Below are 16,352 nucleotides of genomic sequence, written 5' to 3'. Positions count from 1 at the left end.
TGTGCCCAGCTTGAGGTCATGCCGATGGCCGCGTAAAATCCAAGCCAATCAGCCTCCGGAAAATTCGGCGCGGTTCATCTTATGGGCCGATCATGAGCTTGGAAAGCTGCTGACCTAGGAGCTTGGATGGCCGACGTCAACAGCAGGAGTCATTGCCGACCTCAGGTTTGGCTGTGCAGCCTGCGTGCGCTTGGGATATTGTCAGAATACCTTCTGAAGTGTTGCTCTTGTCCCGCAGAAACACGAGATCAGCCGGTTGGGTAATCCCCTACCAACGCTCACCAGAGATCGCTTTGCGCAAGGCTTGTGGGAATGTGGTGCCCGTGTTTGACACTTCCTGGAGGTGCTGCACTCCATCAGCCCCGCCGCGGCTGCAGAGAGCGGGCGAGTTCGCGAATGACCGTGTCCTCGATGCCAAGATCATCAGCCTCCTGATCTGCCTCGGTCTCTGGCTCGGGCGCAAGAGCATCCGAAGGCGGAGAGGCATCCACAGTCGGCTCGTCTGACACCCCGGTTTCGTGCGGCAGCGGCCAAGTTGTGAACCGGTTCTCCAGCAGGTCGAGCATGCTGTGGAGGGCTGCATCCGTGAGGTCCACCTCTGAAGCGTCCGGAGTACCATCCAGAGCCAAGCGCCGGCGCTGGTAGGCGGGCTCGGCGCTGACCTCCGGCCCGAACCAGAGCAGCGGCTGCAAGTCCTGCTCGTCCTCCGGCGCACCAGTCACCATGACGAGATCAAGCGAACCGGGCCTGACGAAATGCAGTGCCTGGATCTCGCCCGCGCCAATCGAGAGCCGGGTGCGCACATACTCCACCTGGCCCTGGCTGACCGCCAGCAGGGCCTGCGCATGGGCTAAAGGAAGGTCCGCCCGCTCCTCAGCCGCCGCGTCACCACCAGCCTCGAGGATCAGGCTGCTGCGGGTCTCCTCGATCTGCACGAAGGCACTGCGGTCGGGCTGGTCGGGGAAGTAGCCCTCCTGCACGCGCTCGCTTCCCCTCTCCTTCCGGATCAGGCGCGCCAGAGACGGAGCGATGATGAACAGGCGCTGCATCGGCACGCGGTGGGCCTCTCTCACAAGCTGGTTGACGGGCTTTTGCCCTGCCCTGAAGCTAGGGCACGCTCTTGAGAGGGAAAGCTGATGCTGCTGATGATGGTCTGGCCTGCCGAGGAGCACGGGCCTCGGGAGACGCCCTTTACAGGCTCGCCAGCAGGAGGCTCACGCCGATCAAAACTCCGAGGCTAGCGACAAAGCGGAGGGCCGCTTGGGTGAGCCTGGCGCCGAGCATGAGATCAAGGTCATGGGCTGCGACATCGGTCTGACGCATGGCAAAATACCTTCAGGATGAACTTGGTCTGGGCAATGGAAGTTCGCTGCGATGAGCAGCGCTAATGCAGACGTCATATGCTCGATTGGCCGGGTCCTGTCTGTACCCGGAAGGACACACAGCCCGCCCTAGTTCTTGCCCATGGCGGGCTGTCGTGTTCCGCCCGTCACATGGTCGGCAAGCCCATGTATGCGCGGTACGCACCACCTGGTGAGACGGATCTCAGTGGTGGCGATGAGGCGTCATTCTGTGAATGGAAAAGCTGCCATTGCGATGGCATTGTCGAGCAACCTGATGGGCCTACATCGAAGATGTGTGTCATTCCCTTGGCACACGAGCGCCCTGGTTGAGGTTCGGACAGCACCTCAGCCGGGGCGCTTTCACAAGGTGGTGTGCACGGATGAACCGCTTCCCGCGTGACCAAGGTGCTCGCAGCGCAACTGTCGCCGCACTCTCACAAGCCCTGAGCGCCACTACGCCGATTGTTGGTCTTGACCTTCGGGGAGCCGAGCCAGGCACACAGCTCTTCCAGGGACGGGAAATCGTGCTCAAGGTCCTGGAACGGAGAAGGCCTCTTGCTCCGTGGCAGATCCTCCAGCAGCTCGGCGGTCCAGGTGTAGGGTTGCCGCAAGCCACTCCTGACGACGCTAGCCACGATCTCCCCGTCCAGGAGCAGATCATAGGCGCCGGGTGCGAGCTGGATCAGGCTGTAGGTCACTGTGCATCCTTGGCGGAGGCGAGCTGCGCCTCAATCCATGCGTAGGCCTTCGCAAGAGCCGCCGCCCGATCCGGAGCCATGATCAGGGTCGGGCGCTGCTTGGGCCGGGCCACGAACGCCATCCATTCCAAGCTACTCGGGCTGAGGCGGATCTGATAGCCCTTGTGTTCCACAAGCTCGGCTTGCTGAAGGTGATGCGGGTCAGTCATGGTCGTGATAGCAGGTCTTGGCTCTCAAACGGCATACACCGGACTGTCGTCTCCGCCTCGTGCTTGGATGGACCAGTGAGTGGTGGGCCTGGAGGGACTTGAACCCCCAATCAGACCGTTATGAGCGGCCAGCTCTAACCATTGAGCTACAGGCCCTGATCCGAGGCACCACGCCGGATCGTCGGCACTTCGGCTATACCAACACGGACATGGCGGGCCAAGAGAGGGTTTGTCTTCTGACGAGGCCTGCCCCACTCCCGGCGCCAGAGCCGGGAGTGCTTTCGATGCAGAGCCTTCAGGCGGTGGGCCGCTCAGCCCCGGGAGCCATGATGGTCCGAGTGGCCTCTTGCGCAATCTGGGCCGAGATCTGCGCAAGACGCTGCGTGTTCCGGATCATGCTCTCGGCGTTCTGACGCAGGAGAGAACTCTGGAGGCTCACGAGATCCGGCAAAGAGCGGCAGGCCAGGAGATCATTCATGCCATCCAGGTTCTTCAGCAGGCGCTCCTGCCTGAGGCCGAACCATTCCAGTGCAATCGTGCCGGCCCCACCGGCCAGGATCCTGTTGGAGCGGGCGATCGCCTGAAGGTATTCGGGCGCATGATCCAGCAGGTTGGATGCCGCTTGCCCCTGACGATCAGTGACCTCGGTGGCGCGGTCGACGATCTCGGAGCCGGCACGCCGGCTGGCCTGAGCCATCGCTTGGACCTCCTGCTCCAGGTCCTGGACGGCTTCGGGGGCAGCCTCAACTGCAGCCAGCAGGTTGTTGCCGCTTGTGCGCTGTGCCCGTGTGGCCTTCCTGCGCCGCGCCGGCGGCTGGTCGCTAGCGGCTCGCGCAGCCTCGGCGATCTCCTCCTCGACCTTCTCGACCACGGCCTCGACCTCATCCTCGTTCAAGACCTTCAGCACCACCGGCAGCAGTTCGTTCTTGTCGTTGCGGATGTGCTGCTGGAACACCTTTCTCAGCTCCTCGACCTTCGCCAGGAACGCATCGCTGTCCTTCGGCATGGCCCCGAGTTTGTCCAGCAGAGCCCTGGTCTGCCGGTTGTCGTCTCGCGCCCCACGGACGAGTTCGGCAGTCTCCGGGTGGTTCTCCAGCACCGGAAAGAGGTGCTGCTCCTGCAGAGTGGCCAGAAGATCCAGCTCCTGTGCCAGGCTCGCGAGCAGCTGTTCGCGGGCCTCAACGGCATCGTTGGCTGTGCCAAGCAGCTGGGCAAAGAGTTCGTTGGCTTTATCAGGCGGAGTTTGGCCGATGGTTCGGTTGGTCATCATTCCTCGCAGAAAGGGCGGAGGATCCGGCACCATCGACCGCACAGAGCCTGCAGCGGCAACGGGCTTGGATCTCTCCACGGGTGGTGAAAGAACGCTGGACAGATACGCTGAACTAGGCAGGCTTCGTGAGGCTTGCATCTGGAAGGGCGTCGCTGCGGTCACGAAGCGCTACAATTCATATCGCAGTGCAGCATGAAGGCGCAAGCGCCATCGCGGGCTGACCGAACAAACGGCGCATTAAGACCCGAATGCGGGTATTGTGCGCTGCACAATGTCCGTTGACATTCATTGTGCTCTGCACAATAAGAGATCAGCCGAACTTGTGAACGGCTACGTGTTAGAGGGCCCATGCCCGTTTTGGAGAACTCCCATGAACCAGCAGTTTGACGCCGTTCAGAAGCTCGGCAAAGACAGTTTCGACGCGACCGTGAAGGCGATTGAGGTCGCCGCCACGGGCACGAAGGTGATCGCTTTCGAGACGGCCGACTACGCCAAGAAGTCGTTGGAGCAGAACGCCGCCACCTTCGAGAAGCTCGTGGGCGTCAGGTCGCTCGACAAGGCGATCGAGATCCAGACCGACTACGTCAAGAACGCCTACGCGGGGTTCGTTGCTCAATCGACGAAGACCCGTGATCTCTATACGAAGCTGGCGCAGGACAGCTTTGCGCCGTTCGGTGCCCTCTACTCTGCCGCGCAGTCGACCTTCGCCCCTGCGAAGCCCACGACCCGCGCCAAGTAAGGACAGGCTTCGGCTCCCTGCTTTGCACGCCCGGCTATGACGCCGGGCGTTTTGCTGTCGGGCAGGGCCTAGCTCCCGTCGGGGCAATCTGATCATCAGAGGCACCCTTTCAGGCAACGCGGCGAATCCGGTCAGGCCATGTACTGGCCGCCGTTGATGGTGAGAGTCGAGCCGGTCACGAAGCCTGCCTCGTCGCTGGCGAGGAACAGCACACCGCGCGCAATCTCCTCCGCCTCGCCGAGGCGACCCACCGGAATGAGCGGCAGGATCTTGGATTTCAGCACCTCTTCCGGAACGGCCTTCACCATCTCGGTGGCGATGTAGCCGGGCGCGATCACGTTGACGGTGACGCCCTTGTTGGCGTTCTCCTGCGCGAGCGCTTTCGCGAACCCGATCACACCGGCTTTCGCGGCGGAGTAATTTGCCTGGCCCATCTGGCCCTTCTGACCGTTGACGGACGAGATGACGATGATGCGCCCGAACCCGCGCTCGCGCATGCCCTCGATCACGGGACGCGTGCAGGTGAACATGGAATCGAGATTGGTGCGGATCACGGCGGACCACTGATCGAAGGTCATCTTGTGGAACATGCCGTCGCGGGTGATGCCCGCGTTGTTGACCAGAACGTCGATGGGTCCGAGTTCTGCTTCCACGGCCCGGATGCCGGCTTCACAAGCTGCCGGATCGGAAACGTCGAATTTGAAAACGGGAATATCGGTTTCTGACTTGAACTGGTTTGCCGCCTCGTCATTGCCGGCATAATTCGCGGCAACCTTGTAGCCGGCCTGTTTCAAGGACGACGAGATCGCGGCGCCGATGCCGCGAGTGCCTCCGGTGACCAATGCAACGCGCGCCATGCTGTTTCCTCTCCATGCTGGGTTGACGTGTTGTTTTACTGCGCCCGGACATAGCTGCCTGGCGCATCTTCGATCGGCTTGAGGTCGCCAGCGCCAATCACCCGTGCCTTGACCCGCCTGCGATCCTGCCCCTCCACCCAAGTCCGCCAGTGCGGCCACCACGAGCCGGGATGCTCCTCGGCCTTGTCGAGCCACGTCTCAAGCGATCCCTCCGGCGCTCCGCCGGTCCAGTACTGATAGCGCCCGCGAGATGGAGGGTTGATGACGCCGGCGATGTGCCCGGAGCCGGCCAGCACGAAGGTCACCGGCCCGCCGAGGCGCCCTGCCCCGGCAAACACCGAATGCGGTGGTGCGATATGATCCTCGCGGGCGGCGAGATGATAGATCGGGATAGTCACCGCCGACAGATCGAGCCTGGTATCGCCAAACTCCATCCGGCCCTCCGATAGGTCATTCTGCAGATAGCAGCGCCGGAGATAGAAGCTGTGGTTGGCGGCCGGCATGCGGGTCGAATCCGAATTCCAGTACAGCAGATCGAAGGGCAGCGGCTCCTGCCCCTTCTGGTAGACGTTGATGATGTAGGGCCAGATCAGATCGTTCGAGCGCAGCAGGTTGAAGACGCTCGCCATCTTGCTGCTGTCGAGATAGCCGCGCTGGGCCATGTCGCGCTCGATCGCTCGGATCTGATCCTCGTCCGAGAACACCTTCAGATCGCCGGCCTGCCGGAAATCCACCTGCGTGGTGAAGAACGTTGCACTCTTGATGCGCGTGTCGCCCGTTGCTGCCATGTAGGCCAGCGTTGCCGAGAGCAACGTCCCGCCGACGCAGTAGCCGACGGCATTCACGGCCTTCTCGCCCGTGGCCTGCTCGACGGCGTCCAGGGCCGCGAAGATACCCTCGCGCATGTAGTCCTCGAACGACTTCGTCGCGAGGCTTTCATCCGGGTTGACCCAGGAGATGATGAAGACGGTGTGCCCCTGGTCAACGGCCCAGCGGATGAACGACTTCTCCGGGTTGAGGTCGAGAATGTAGAACTTGTTGATCCAGGGTGGCACGATCAGCAGCGGCCGCTTAAGCACCTTCTGCGTCGTCGGCGCATACTGGATCAGCTGCATGAGGGCATTCTGATAGATCACCTTGCCCGGGGTGACGGCGAGATTGCGGCCGACCTCGAACTGGGTTGGATCGGTCTGGCGGATCTTGAGCTGCCCGCCTCCGCGCTCGATGTCTTCAGCCAACAACTGCATACCGCGCACGAGGTTCTCGCCGTCCGACGCGAAGGTCTCGCGCAGGAGTTCGGGATTGGTGAAGATCCAATTCGAGGGCGCCAGCGCGTTGATGATCTGCTTGGTATAAAAGCGGGCCTTGTGCTGAATCTCCGGATCAAGACCTTCCGTTGCATCGACCAGCTGCTCGGCCCAATGCGAGGTGATGAGATAGGACTGCCTGAGGGCATCGAAGAACTGGTGCTCGGTCCAGGCCGGATCCTTGAAGCGTGTATCCTTGAGAGTGGACGGAGTAACCTCAACCCCCTCCATGCCCAGCGTCTGGCGCATGGATGAGTTCCAGAGATCGACATAGGCCTGCCAGAGTTTGGACTGGGCCTCGAGGACCGTTCGCGGCTGTGTGAGCCAGGCCTGCTGCACTTGAGCAAAGGTATTCAGAGCTGGCGTGATGTCACCGGCCCGCGCCAGAGGCAAGGTACCGATCTGCGGCTGGATGTAGGCTGTTGCGGCTTTGCCGGCCTCAGCCACCAGACGAGCCATGTTGGTGGCAAAGCGGTAGGGATCTGTCACCGCAAGCCCAGAGTTCGCCAAAGTCTCAGATTGTCCGTCAGTGGTCATAGTCAGCTCCTGTCGACGGTGATGACTGGATCCAAGGCAAGTCTCTGTTCGCCCTGATGCGGAGTGGATTATGCATTAGCGCCGCGCCACCGTGAGCATGAGCGGATGACAGTGTTATGTCCTGAGCTTGATCTGCAGGTGGATGATCTCGCCCGCTCTTCGAACGTCTGAGCAACCGCGACGCCATTGATCATGATGCGTCTGACACAGGGCAGAACGAGGTGGCCAGGCGACCGGATGGCTGGGAAATGACTGCAAGGAGAGGTCTTGGTTCACAATGAATGACAGAGTCTCTCGAGGTCATGAGCCTTCCCGCTAGTGTCGTACCTTGGAATACCCGGATTTCTATCGGAAAACTTTTCTGCGTCTGTCTGGAAGCCGACACAGCAAGACAGTAATTCCGCCGAAATGGCGCAAACTCTTCAGTTGACGTTGCAGTCGTGACACTGCGAGCCTCTGATCATGATCAGCGCGGTTCTATCAGTGAGACAGTGGTCCGATGCATCATGCTCATGCACGCCAACGTGCCCCACGATGTTGCGAGCACAAGTTCAGCCATGCTCGTTAGTTCGGGCTGGTGAGCACCTGCCGATCGAAGCGAGACTAAAGTTGCGATGCCTGGTGTCCAGCTTTTCGCTAAGACGCGCCCACGGCCACGTACGGCAGATAATAAAAAAGCCGGGCCAAAGGCCCGGCATAAAGTGAGGTCCGACAAAACGTCAAAACCTTCCAGAGGGAACGGCCGACACGGCAGCGCCGGGAGGAAGAAAAGCGGTGCCGCGTTGAAATCAGCCAATGCCCATATTGGCTGCATTCGACCTATTTGCAATGCAACATGCCTCATGAAAGGGCTGCATTGGATGCATGCTTCCGACACAGCGTACTGCAGGTAGAAGAATATGTTTCATCGGTTTCACACACTCATCCCTGCAGCAGCTGTGGCGGTGACGCACATTCTCATCTGTCACGAAGCATGACGGCGTCAGAGTCCTATTGGACCCCAGTGCTCGGCAGCATCTGGCTACACGGGAGCCTTGTCAGACGCTGCACATGCTACAGCACCAGCACGGCCATTTCATGCGCCGGCTGACGAAACGCCGCTGCCCCACCCCACCTCATGCCTCTGACATGAGATGCTAGCCTGCTCCGGTGATACCTATGGCAGTTGAGAGCATAAGTAGACGACAGTGAGCGCAGATGAAGAGGCAGAGACCACGAGAAGAAGATCAATGATCGTTCCGGATCGATCTTTCACAATGTGGCTCAACATGACATCGTTCAAAACATAAAGGCTAAGTGGACGCCCTCTCGGGGGAGCCTATCGCCCAGCTAGCAAGTGCTAGCATGCGGCGCGACTTGGATGTCGCTCCACATCTCGTGCGCACTCTTGCAAGCACAGCTTGTAGCTACGATGACCTCCAGCACAGTTTAAGTCCCCTTCGCCTAAGGCGCAGCCATTCGAGACGGGCCGATGAGATGCGATGGTGATCTCATCGCTGAACGGGCAGTGCCGACACTTCATCGCCTTTGCGGAGAGGCCGGACCGAAGCGCCTCCCAGCCACCGGCACACCTCGTCCGAGGTTTCGAATTCCTCCTCGACCGCTGTAAAGGGAGAGGGACGCGGAGCCGACGGGCTGTCATCCAGAAGCTCAACAATCCATGTGGTGTTCTTGCCGTTCGTGCCGCAGCGGACAACGCTGCCGATGATCTCCTCTCCCAGAAAAAGGTCATAGCTGCCGGACGCCAGCTGCCGAAGATGATAGCCCTTCACCTCACCTCCTCCTCTCAATCCGTTGCTCGACCAGCTTGTGCGACTGCGCGAGCAGGGTTTCGCGATCAGTCGCGAGAACGATGGCCGGACGTTGGCCTCGACGCGCCACAAAGGACACCCACCCGGTGTGCGTCGGTCCAAACCGGATCCGGTGATCCAGCTCCTGGATCTCCTCAATCGTGCCAGGATCCTGGAAGGCGTGAAACGTCAGGTCCGGTTGGGTTGTCATCGCTCAGCCTCACATGCTGCGGCGCTGATCCGGCTCGCGCTCTCCCATCGAGATCTCGGCTCAAAAATGGCTTTGCGGCCGCCAATGAGACGAGTTCGGCGAAAAACTTCTCCTTCACGAGCGCCAGTGCCGTCCCGGTCCCGCTGCAGATCAGCGCTTTATGCTCCAGGATGATAGCAGGTTGGGACGGGTGCGCTGAGGCGCTGAGCCGCGACGGATCCTCAGACGGATCAACAGCGGGAGGCTGAGCACGGGCAGCGAGGGTGCGACGCGAGGGACGGAGTGGAGCAACAACGGTCCCAAACGGCACATCGGTCGTTTGCAGAACATCGTTCATGCCGGCCGTCAGGCGTTGGGGCACGAACCAGTTCTCCGCCGTCGCGAGCGGCAGAGGGCCACGCATGATCTGAACCTGCCGGAAATGGACCGTTTCGCCTGCGGCGGGTCTCAAAGCTGCACGGACATCGTCCGGCACGGCTGCAAGCACGTGCCGCTGACGGCACGCGACGCTGATCGGTCCCTGCGAGAGGCCATGCTCATCGCACCAAGCCAGGAGTGTTTCGGTGGCCGTCGCTCCAGCAATCAGACGGGTGCTCAGGTCCTGAATGAGAGCATCGGTCTGAGATCGTGCCGTCATGACGGTCACAGTCCTTCCGCGGCGACCGTGTCCTGCCGATTGATTGCATGCGAGACCAACTCTAGCTCGTGATCGGACAGAGCTGTCGGCGGAGGGGTCAGGAGCACGTTGTCGATCAGGCGCGTGGATCCGATATAGGCGGCGACACACAGCGCGGCGGGTTGTTCCACCGAGCCTTGGATGGATTCCAGCGTGTTGGCATCCCGCAGCTCAAGGTACTGCAGCTGGTCGACTTCCGTCAGGTGGGCCCGGGCCGTCTCGACCAGCCTCTGGCTATCGCGCTCTCCGGCCTGGAAGGCCGCCTGAGCGGCGAACAGGCCCTGGCTGAGGCAGCGGGCACGCTCGCGATCGGCAGGGCTCAGATAGCTGTTGCGGCTGCTGAGCGCCAGCCCGTCGGCCTCGCGCACGGTGGGCACCGTCACGATCTCCACCGGCAGGTTCAGGTCTTGCACCAGCTGCCGGATCACGGCGCATTGCTGAAAGTCCTTCTGGCCGAAGAACGCCACATCCGGCTGGACGATGTGGAACAGCTTGGTGACCACGGTGGCCACACCCCGAAAATGTCCCGGTCGGACGGCGCCGCACAGCGGTTCGGCCACAGGCCCAGGCTCGACAGAGGTCTGGAAGCCGGGCGGGTAGATCTCGCCGGCGTCGGGGGCGAAGATCAGGCTCACGCCGGCGGTGCGGCAGAGTTCGTGATCCCGCTCCAGCGCTCGGGGATAGCGGTCGAGGTCCTCGTTAGGGCCGAACTGGGTCGGATTGACGAAGATGCTCACCACGGTGATGTCGCAGCACGCGACGCTCTCCTGGATGAGCGCGCGATGGCCCTCGTGCAGGAAACCCATGGTGGGCACAAAGCCGACCCGCAGGCCTGAGGCGCGGTAGGCTTTCAGGCACTGGGTCAGGGACTTGATCGTGCGGAAGGTTTGCATCATCTGGCCTCTGACTGGTCGCCGGATTGCGGCTTCACCCAGGTGCAGACTGCCTTCTGGGAGGCAGCAGGCAGCGAATAGGACTCTGCGGCTGACGGGAACACGCTGCGGCGCACGTCCTCGGCCCAGTGTGAGAGGGCCTGCTGCAGCAGGTCAAAGCCATCGACATAGGTGCGCACGAACTTGGGCCGATGCCCCTGTGTCAGCCCGAGCACGTCGTGCAGGACCAGCACCTGGCCGGAGCAGTGCGGGCCGGCCCCAATGCCGATGGTGGGGATGCTCAGGGTCTGGGTGATCTTTGCCGCGAGCTCGGAGGGGATGCCCTCGAGCACGAGCGCAAAGCAGCCGGCCTCCTGGAGCCGATGGGCGTCCTCCAGGATCTGGACCGCGTCGTGGGTTCCCCTGCCCTGCACCTTGAAGCCGCCCATGGCGTGCACGCTCTGCGGCGTCAGGCCGAGATGACCCATCACCGGGATCTCGCAATCGATGAGCGCGCGAACGATCGCCAGACGCTTGGCGCCGCCCTCCAGCTTCACCGCCGCCGCCCCGCGCTGGAGAAAGCCGCCCGCGTTGCGCAGGGTCTCTTCGGGGCTGAGGTGATAGCTGAGATACGGCATGTCGGCGACGAGCAGGGCGCGGGGCCTGGTGCGGGCTACCGCCTCAAGGTGATGGTTCATCATCGCCATGCTGACCGGCAGCGTGTTGTCGAAGCCGAGGCACACATTGCCGACGCTGTCGCCCACCAGGATCATGTCGACGATGGGATCAGCCAAGCGGGCCGTGACCGCATCATAGGCTGTGGTCATCACCAGCCGCCGGCTGTCCCGGGCCCACTGCTGAAGCAACGGGATGGTGGTGGCTGGCCTGTCAGGCGGAGGCAAATGGCTCATGGCAGTTCTCTCGTTCCATGTGGTGCAAGAGGCGGAAAAGTGCTCAGTCGAATGCTCCGCGTCAGCCGCTTCAGATCGCCTGCACGAGCAGATCGATGCTGGCTTTGGCATCGCCGTAGAACATGCGGGTGTTCTCCTTGTAGAACAGCGGGTTCTCGATCCCGGAATAGCCGGTGCCTTGACCCCGCTTGGAGACGAACACCTGCTTGGCCCTCCACACCTCCAGCACCGGCATGCCGGCGATCGGGCTGTTCGGATCCTCCTGCGCGGCTGGGTTGACGATGTCGTTCGAGCCGATGACGATCACCACGTCGGTGTCGGCAAAGTCCTCGTTGATCTCGTCCATCTCCAGCACGATGTCGTACGGCACCTTCGCCTCGGCCAGCAGCACGTTCATGTGCCCCGGCAGGCGGCCTGCAACGGGGTGGATGGCAAAGCGCACGTCCTTGCCCTTGGCCCGCAGGCGACGGGTCAGCTCCGACACCGACTGCTGCGCCTGCGCCACCGCCATGCCGTAGCCCGGCACGATCACGATGCTGTCCGCCTCCTCCAGGGCTGTGGCGACCCCATCGGCATCGATGGCGACCTGCTCGCCGGCAATCGCCATCACCGGGCCTGTGCTGGTGCCAAACCCGCCGAGGATCACGCTGATGAAGCTCCGGTTCATCGCCTGGCACATGATGTAGCTGAGGATCGCACCCGAGGAGCCGACCAGCGCGCCGGTGACGATCAGGAGGTCGTTGCCGAGCGTGAAGCCGATCGCCGCGGCCGCCCAGCCCGAGTAGGAGTTGAGCATGGAGACCACCACGGGCATGTCCGCGCCGCCGATCCCTAAGATCAGGTGGTAGCCGATGAAGAACGCCAAGAGCGTCATCGCCACCAGCGCCCAGATCCCCGCCCCCTGCACGTACAGCACCAGGAGGACGAGCGAGAGCAGCGCCGCCCCGGCATTGAGGGCGTGCCCGCCCGGCAGCTTCCTGGCCTTGCCATCGACCTTGCCGGCCAGCTTGCCGAAGGCGATCACCGAGCCGGTAAACGTCACCGCGCCGATGAACACCCCGAGGAAGACCTCGACCTTCAGGATCGCGATCTCCACGCCGCTCTTGTGCGCCAGCACCCCGGCAAAGCCGGTGAGCGCACTCCGCGACGCCTCGTCCAGGGCCAGCACGCGGGTGAGCTCGAGATCGGCATTGAAGCCGATGAACACCGCCGCGAGACCCACGAACGAGTGCAGCGCCGCCACCAGCTGCGGCATCGCGGTCATCGCGACCTTTTTCGCCACATACCAGCCGATGGCGGAGCCGATCACCAGCATGGCGGCAATCACCGCGTAGTTGCCGACGCCGGGGCCAAACACGGTGGCACCCACGGCGAGCACCATGCCGGCAATGCCGTACCAGACAGCGCGCTTGGCGCTCTCCTGGCCGGAGAGGCCACCCAGCGACAGGATGAACAGGATGGCGGCCGCCACATAGGCGGCAGAGACAAGACCAAAGCTCATCGGGGGATCCTCACGACTTCTGGAACATGGCCAGCATCCGGCGCGTGACCAGGAAGCCGCCGACGATGTTGATGGTGGCGATCAGGAAGGAGAGCGAGGCGAGGGCCACCATCAGCCTATGGCCGGAGCCGACCTGCAGCAGGGCGCCCAGCACCACGATGCCGGAGATGGCGTTGGTCACCGCCATGAGCGGCGTGTGCAGCGAGTGGCTGACACTCCAGATCACCTGGAAGCCGACGAAGCACGCCAAGGCAAAGACGATGAAGTGAGCCATGAAGCTGGCCGGTGCAGAGGCACCCACCAGGGCGATCAGCACGCCGCCGGCCACGAGCAGCCCCACCTGCGTGCGGGTCTGGGCCTTGAAGGCAGCCGCCTCCTGCGCCCGCTTCTCCTCCGGCGTCAGCTCCTTCGGCTTCTCCTTCGGTTTGGCCGCGGCGATCGCCTGCACCTTCGGCGGCGGTGGCGGATAGGTGATCGCGCTCTGGTGCGTGACGGTGGCGCCGCGGATGACATCATCCTCCATGTTGTGGTGGATGACGCCATCCTTGTTGGGGGTCAGGTCGGCCAGGAAGTGGCGGATGTTGTTGGCGTACAGCGTCGAGGCCTGGGCGGCCATGCGGCTGGGGAAGTCGGTGGTGCCGATGATGGTGACGCCGTTCTCCGTCACGATCGTCTGGTCCGGCACCGTCAGCTCGCAGTTGCCGCCCCGTTCGGCCGCGAGATCGACGATCACGGAGCCCGGCTTCATCGCCTGCACCATGTCGTCCGTCCACAGCTTCGGCGCGGGCCGGCCTGGGATCAGGGCGGTCGTGATGACGATGTCCATCTCCGGGGCCAGTTCCCGGAACTTGGCGAGCTGCTTCTCGCGGAACTCCGGGCTGGACGGCGCGGCATAGCCGCCGGTGGCGGCGCCGTCCTGGGTCTGATCGAACTCGAGGAAGACGAACTGGGCCCCCATGGACTCGATCTGCTCGGCCACCTCCGGCCGGACATCGAAGGCATAGGTGACCGCGCCAAGGCTGGTGGCGGTGCCGATGGCGGCGAGGCCTGCCACCCCTGCGCCCACCACCAGGACCTTGGCCGGCGGCACCTTGCCGGCGGCGGTGACCTGGCCGGTGAAGAAGCGACCGAAGGCGTTGCCAGCCTCGATCACGGCGCGGTAGCCGGCGATGTTGGCCATGGACGAGAGCGCGTCCATCTTCTGGGCCCGCGAGATGCGCGGCACCATGTCCATCGCGATGACAGTGGCGCCCTTGTCCCGGCAGAGCTCGAGGAGCTCCGGGTTCTGGGCCGGCCAGAAGAAGGAGATCAGCGTCTGCCCCGGGCACAGGCGGCTGACCTCGTCCTCCGTCGGCGGGCGCACTTTGGTGACGACGTCGACCGTATCGAACAGTTCGGCTGCGGAATTAATGAGTGTCACGCCGGCTGCTTCATAGGCTGCATCGGAAAAACCGGCCGCAAGACCGGCTCCGGATTCGACAAAGCACTCGTGCCCGTTTTTTTGCAGCTGCAGCGCAGATTCCGGCGTCATTGCAACGCGTGCTTCACCTTCGAAGATCTCCTTTGGCGCTCCGATTTTCATTGTACTACTCCAGTTCGATCAGCAGGACCTAGGCATCAATCCGGCCTTGCCTGAACGTGGGACACCTTCTTCAAGGCTCGTACGTTCTTCAGAACCGGCAGCAGGACGTCATGAGTCTTGATGGCGTGGCGGAGCGAGTTGATCACAATTCTTCTCCTCACGCCTGAACAAGGGCTGCATCGCACGCGACCGCGGCTACAATGCACTTCCAAACAGCGCTCAAATATCCGAAATGAAGCATCTGTGATTGCACTGTTGCTTAGCTGAACGGGAACGGCTCTTGCAAGAGTTCTAATTTCCATATTTCTGCTCAGTGATAGAAGATCTTGCTATTCCATGGACAAAAAACAGTGCTTCCGCGTTAGCCAAATAGAGATCGTGTTCGTTGATCATATGACGGATGGCGGCACAGTTCTTTTGCCTGCATTTCTCAACTCTCGTGATCTGAAATAGACAGTGCTTCTGGTCGTGAGCCAAGGGCAGCTCGGGCGGCAAGGCGGATGCCTTTATAGGCGACGACAGCATGGACAGATCTCCCCGTTCAGTAGGCCCTGAGATCCATTGTTTTGGCACAGCCCGGCTGATCTTCTCGTTCGATTTCGCCACCACATGAAGACCCAGCACTCGAATCTCCAATTCCACTCGTACAGAAACCTGCGTGAATTGTGCAAAGAGGCGCCGCATCGGTGTAGCGACAGCTTTGCGATGTTATTCATCCCTCCCCACGTCCTATCGGGTTGGAACCGGGTGCTCGCCGCGATAATCGTAGAAGCCGCGCTGTGTCTTCCGGCCGAGCCAGCCGGCCTCCACATATTTCACGTGAAGCGGACAGGGGCGATTATACGTTCCATCACGGGCCACCTGCCGGTGAAAGTGCGTTTGCAGCGGTTGAACCTTTCGCGGTTGAACCTTTCAAGGAGTTTGGGCGAGTAGCGGATGCTCCATCTATGGACGGCCCCGTGATCGACCGAGATGCCGCGCTCGGCCACCATCTCTTCAAGATTCCTCTGGCTCAGATTGTAGTCCAGATACCAGCGGACACAGAGCAAGATCGCTGATTGATCAAAATGCCGACCCTTGAACATTACGCACCCCAAGCCTTCGAGGCGTGTGCCGAGTCCAGTTACAGATGGGTTTGCGACAGATCCGGATATCATCCGTCGGCGCCCTCGCCGGAAGCGAGAAAGGCATCTAGGCTGTCGTATCGCCGAATCGGGCGAGCTCCATCCCATTCGGCCGCCAAGCGTTGCATTCGTGAGAAATACGCGAGCCTGGCTGGCGATGACGGAACCAGTTCGATCATTACCCCAATGTGACCCGGAGGATCATAATGCACGACGGCGCGCTTACCATCTGCTCCATAAACTGAGCAAACCTCCGAGAAGCCAGACGCCTCAAGTCGGGAGCAAACGCTCTCAAACCTTTCTGGCCAGTAGGCGACGTGATGAAGTCCCTCACGACCGCTCTCGATGTACTCCTTGTACTGGGAGGCGGCATCGTTGCTAGGATAGACCAGTTCGATCTGCACGTCTCCCATATAGGCAAACGCGAGCGTCAACTCCATGTTCGTCTCGCTTCCGCGGTAGACAACCCGGCGTCCTGCGATCGCATTCCCGATTACGACAAAAGGCCCCACGTTGAGCACTTCTGTCCAGTATCGAAGCGCGGCGTCCAGGTCTTTGACGACAAATCCCATCTGCATGCGCTGACCGAGAAAACTGAACTCCAGCGAAGAGCCTGACGCAGGTAACATATCACTTCTCCAATATCTGTGCTGACGGACTTAGCGAATGGGACGGCTCGCTCGCCGTTGTGACAATGACGGGCGCTCTGTCGAATCCGACATGAA

General features: G+C 61.9%; 16 protein-coding genes, 1 tRNA gene and 2 pseudogenes. 1 reads left to right on the top strand and 18 read right to left on the bottom strand.

Annotated elements, in window-relative coordinates; translation table 11 throughout:
- Positions 1-356: 356 nt before the first annotated feature.
- The 6 genes from DC522_RS18525 to DC522_RS18505 form a co-directional block, all read right to left on the bottom strand.
- Positions 357-1,055 carry a hypothetical protein gene (locus DC522_RS18525; RefSeq protein ID WP_133239306.1) on the bottom strand — a complete coding sequence of 233 codons (699 nt, stop codon included), beginning with the start codon at positions 1,053-1,055 and terminating at the stop codon, positions 357-359.
- A gap of 136 nt (positions 1,056-1,191) precedes the next feature.
- Positions 1,192-1,323, bottom strand: coding sequence for a hypothetical protein (locus DC522_RS36905; protein ID WP_256369873.1), 132 nt, complete (start codon positions 1,321-1,323; stop codon positions 1,192-1,194).
- Between the two features lie 454 nt (positions 1,324-1,777).
- The gene (locus DC522_RS18520; protein ID WP_116530150.1) at positions 1,778-2,041 is read right to left on the bottom strand and encodes a hypothetical protein; all 264 of its coding nucleotides are present in this window, start codon (positions 2,039-2,041) and stop codon (positions 1,778-1,780) included.
- Complete coding sequence (locus DC522_RS18515) at positions 2,038-2,250, bottom strand: hypothetical protein (RefSeq protein WP_116530149.1); 213 nt, start codon at positions 2,248-2,250, stop codon at positions 2,038-2,040. The genes DC522_RS18520 and DC522_RS18515 overlap by 4 nt, the downstream gene beginning before the upstream one ends.
- 80 nt (positions 2,251-2,330) lie before the next feature.
- Positions 2,331-2,406: transfer RNA gene (locus DC522_RS18510), tRNA-Ile, on the bottom strand.
- Between the two features lie 139 nt (positions 2,407-2,545).
- Positions 2,546-3,520, bottom strand: a complete 975-nt coding sequence (locus tag DC522_RS18505; RefSeq protein ID WP_165820209.1) for a phasin family protein — start codon at positions 3,518-3,520, stop codon at positions 2,546-2,548.
- Between the two features lie 370 nt (positions 3,521-3,890).
- Between DC522_RS18505 and DC522_RS18500 the strand changes: the two genes are divergently transcribed.
- Complete coding sequence (locus DC522_RS18500) at positions 3,891-4,259, top strand: phasin family protein (RefSeq protein WP_116530147.1); 369 nt, start codon at positions 3,891-3,893, stop codon at positions 4,257-4,259.
- Positions 4,260-4,390: 131 nt separating this feature from the next.
- Here DC522_RS18500 and phbB read toward each other — a convergent pair whose 3' ends face one another.
- The 12 genes and pseudogenes from phbB to DC522_RS18440 form a co-directional block, all read right to left on the bottom strand.
- Entirely contained in the window at positions 4,391-5,116 is a 726-nt protein-coding gene (gene phbB / locus DC522_RS18495; RefSeq protein WP_116530146.1) for an acetoacetyl-CoA reductase, read from the bottom strand.
- 35 nt (positions 5,117-5,151) lie between these two features.
- On the bottom strand, positions 5,152-6,960 hold the full coding sequence (gene phaC / locus DC522_RS18490; protein ID WP_116530145.1) for a class I poly(R)-hydroxyalkanoic acid synthase: 1,809 nt from the start codon (positions 6,958-6,960) through the stop codon (positions 5,152-5,154).
- A 1,490-nt stretch (positions 6,961-8,450) separates the two neighbouring features.
- A complete protein-coding gene (locus DC522_RS18485) occupies positions 8,451-8,732 on the bottom strand; it encodes a hypothetical protein (RefSeq protein WP_205769675.1) in 282 nt (93 codons plus the stop codon).
- A 173-nt stretch (positions 8,733-8,905) separates the two neighbouring features.
- A complete protein-coding gene (locus tag DC522_RS18480; protein ID WP_133239305.1) occupies positions 8,906-9,598 on the bottom strand; it encodes a hypothetical protein in 693 nt (230 codons plus the stop codon).
- A gap of 5 nt (positions 9,599-9,603) precedes the next feature.
- A complete protein-coding gene (panC, locus tag DC522_RS18475; RefSeq protein ID WP_116530154.1) occupies positions 9,604-10,530 on the bottom strand; it encodes a pantoate--beta-alanine ligase in 927 nt (308 codons plus the stop codon).
- Positions 10,530-11,420 (bottom strand): 3-methyl-2-oxobutanoate hydroxymethyltransferase, encoded by an 891-nt coding sequence (gene panB / locus DC522_RS18470; protein WP_116530143.1) that lies wholly within the window; start codon positions 11,418-11,420, stop codon positions 10,530-10,532. Before panB ends, panC begins: the two co-directional genes overlap by 1 nt.
- 70 nt (positions 11,421-11,490) lie before the next feature.
- Positions 11,491-12,921 carry an NAD(P)(+) transhydrogenase (Re/Si-specific) subunit beta gene (locus DC522_RS18465; RefSeq protein WP_116530142.1) on the bottom strand — a complete coding sequence of 477 codons (1,431 nt, stop codon included), beginning with the start codon at positions 12,919-12,921 and terminating at the stop codon, positions 11,491-11,493.
- Positions 12,922-12,931: 10 nt separating this feature from the next.
- Positions 12,932-14,503 carry a Re/Si-specific NAD(P)(+) transhydrogenase subunit alpha gene (locus tag DC522_RS18460; protein WP_116530141.1) on the bottom strand — a complete coding sequence of 524 codons (1,572 nt, stop codon included), beginning with the start codon at positions 14,501-14,503 and terminating at the stop codon, positions 12,932-12,934.
- 291 nt (positions 14,504-14,794) lie between these two features.
- On the bottom strand, positions 14,795-15,127 hold the full coding sequence (locus DC522_RS18455) for a hypothetical protein (protein WP_133239304.1): 333 nt from the start codon (positions 15,125-15,127) through the stop codon (positions 14,795-14,797).
- Between the two features lie 105 nt (positions 15,128-15,232).
- A pseudogene (locus DC522_RS18450) lies at positions 15,233-15,340 on the bottom strand (3-hydroxyacyl-CoA dehydrogenase family protein); the annotation flags it as partial.
- Positions 15,340-15,588, bottom strand: a pseudogene (locus DC522_RS18445) (IS6 family transposase); the annotation flags it as partial. The pseudogenes DC522_RS18450 and DC522_RS18445, both read right to left, overlap by 1 nt.
- Positions 15,589-15,656: 68 nt before the next feature.
- Complete coding sequence (locus tag DC522_RS18440; RefSeq protein WP_116530139.1) at positions 15,657-16,256, bottom strand: VOC family protein; 600 nt, start codon at positions 16,254-16,256, stop codon at positions 15,657-15,659.
- Between the last annotated feature and the right edge of the window lie 96 nt (positions 16,257-16,352).

Origin of the sequence: Microvirga sp. KLBC 81 (genome assembly GCF_003075415.1) — a bacterium.
Lineage (GTDB): Bacteria > Pseudomonadota > Alphaproteobacteria > Rhizobiales > Beijerinckiaceae > Microvirga.
This window is presented reverse-complemented; position numbering and strand designations above follow the sequence as displayed.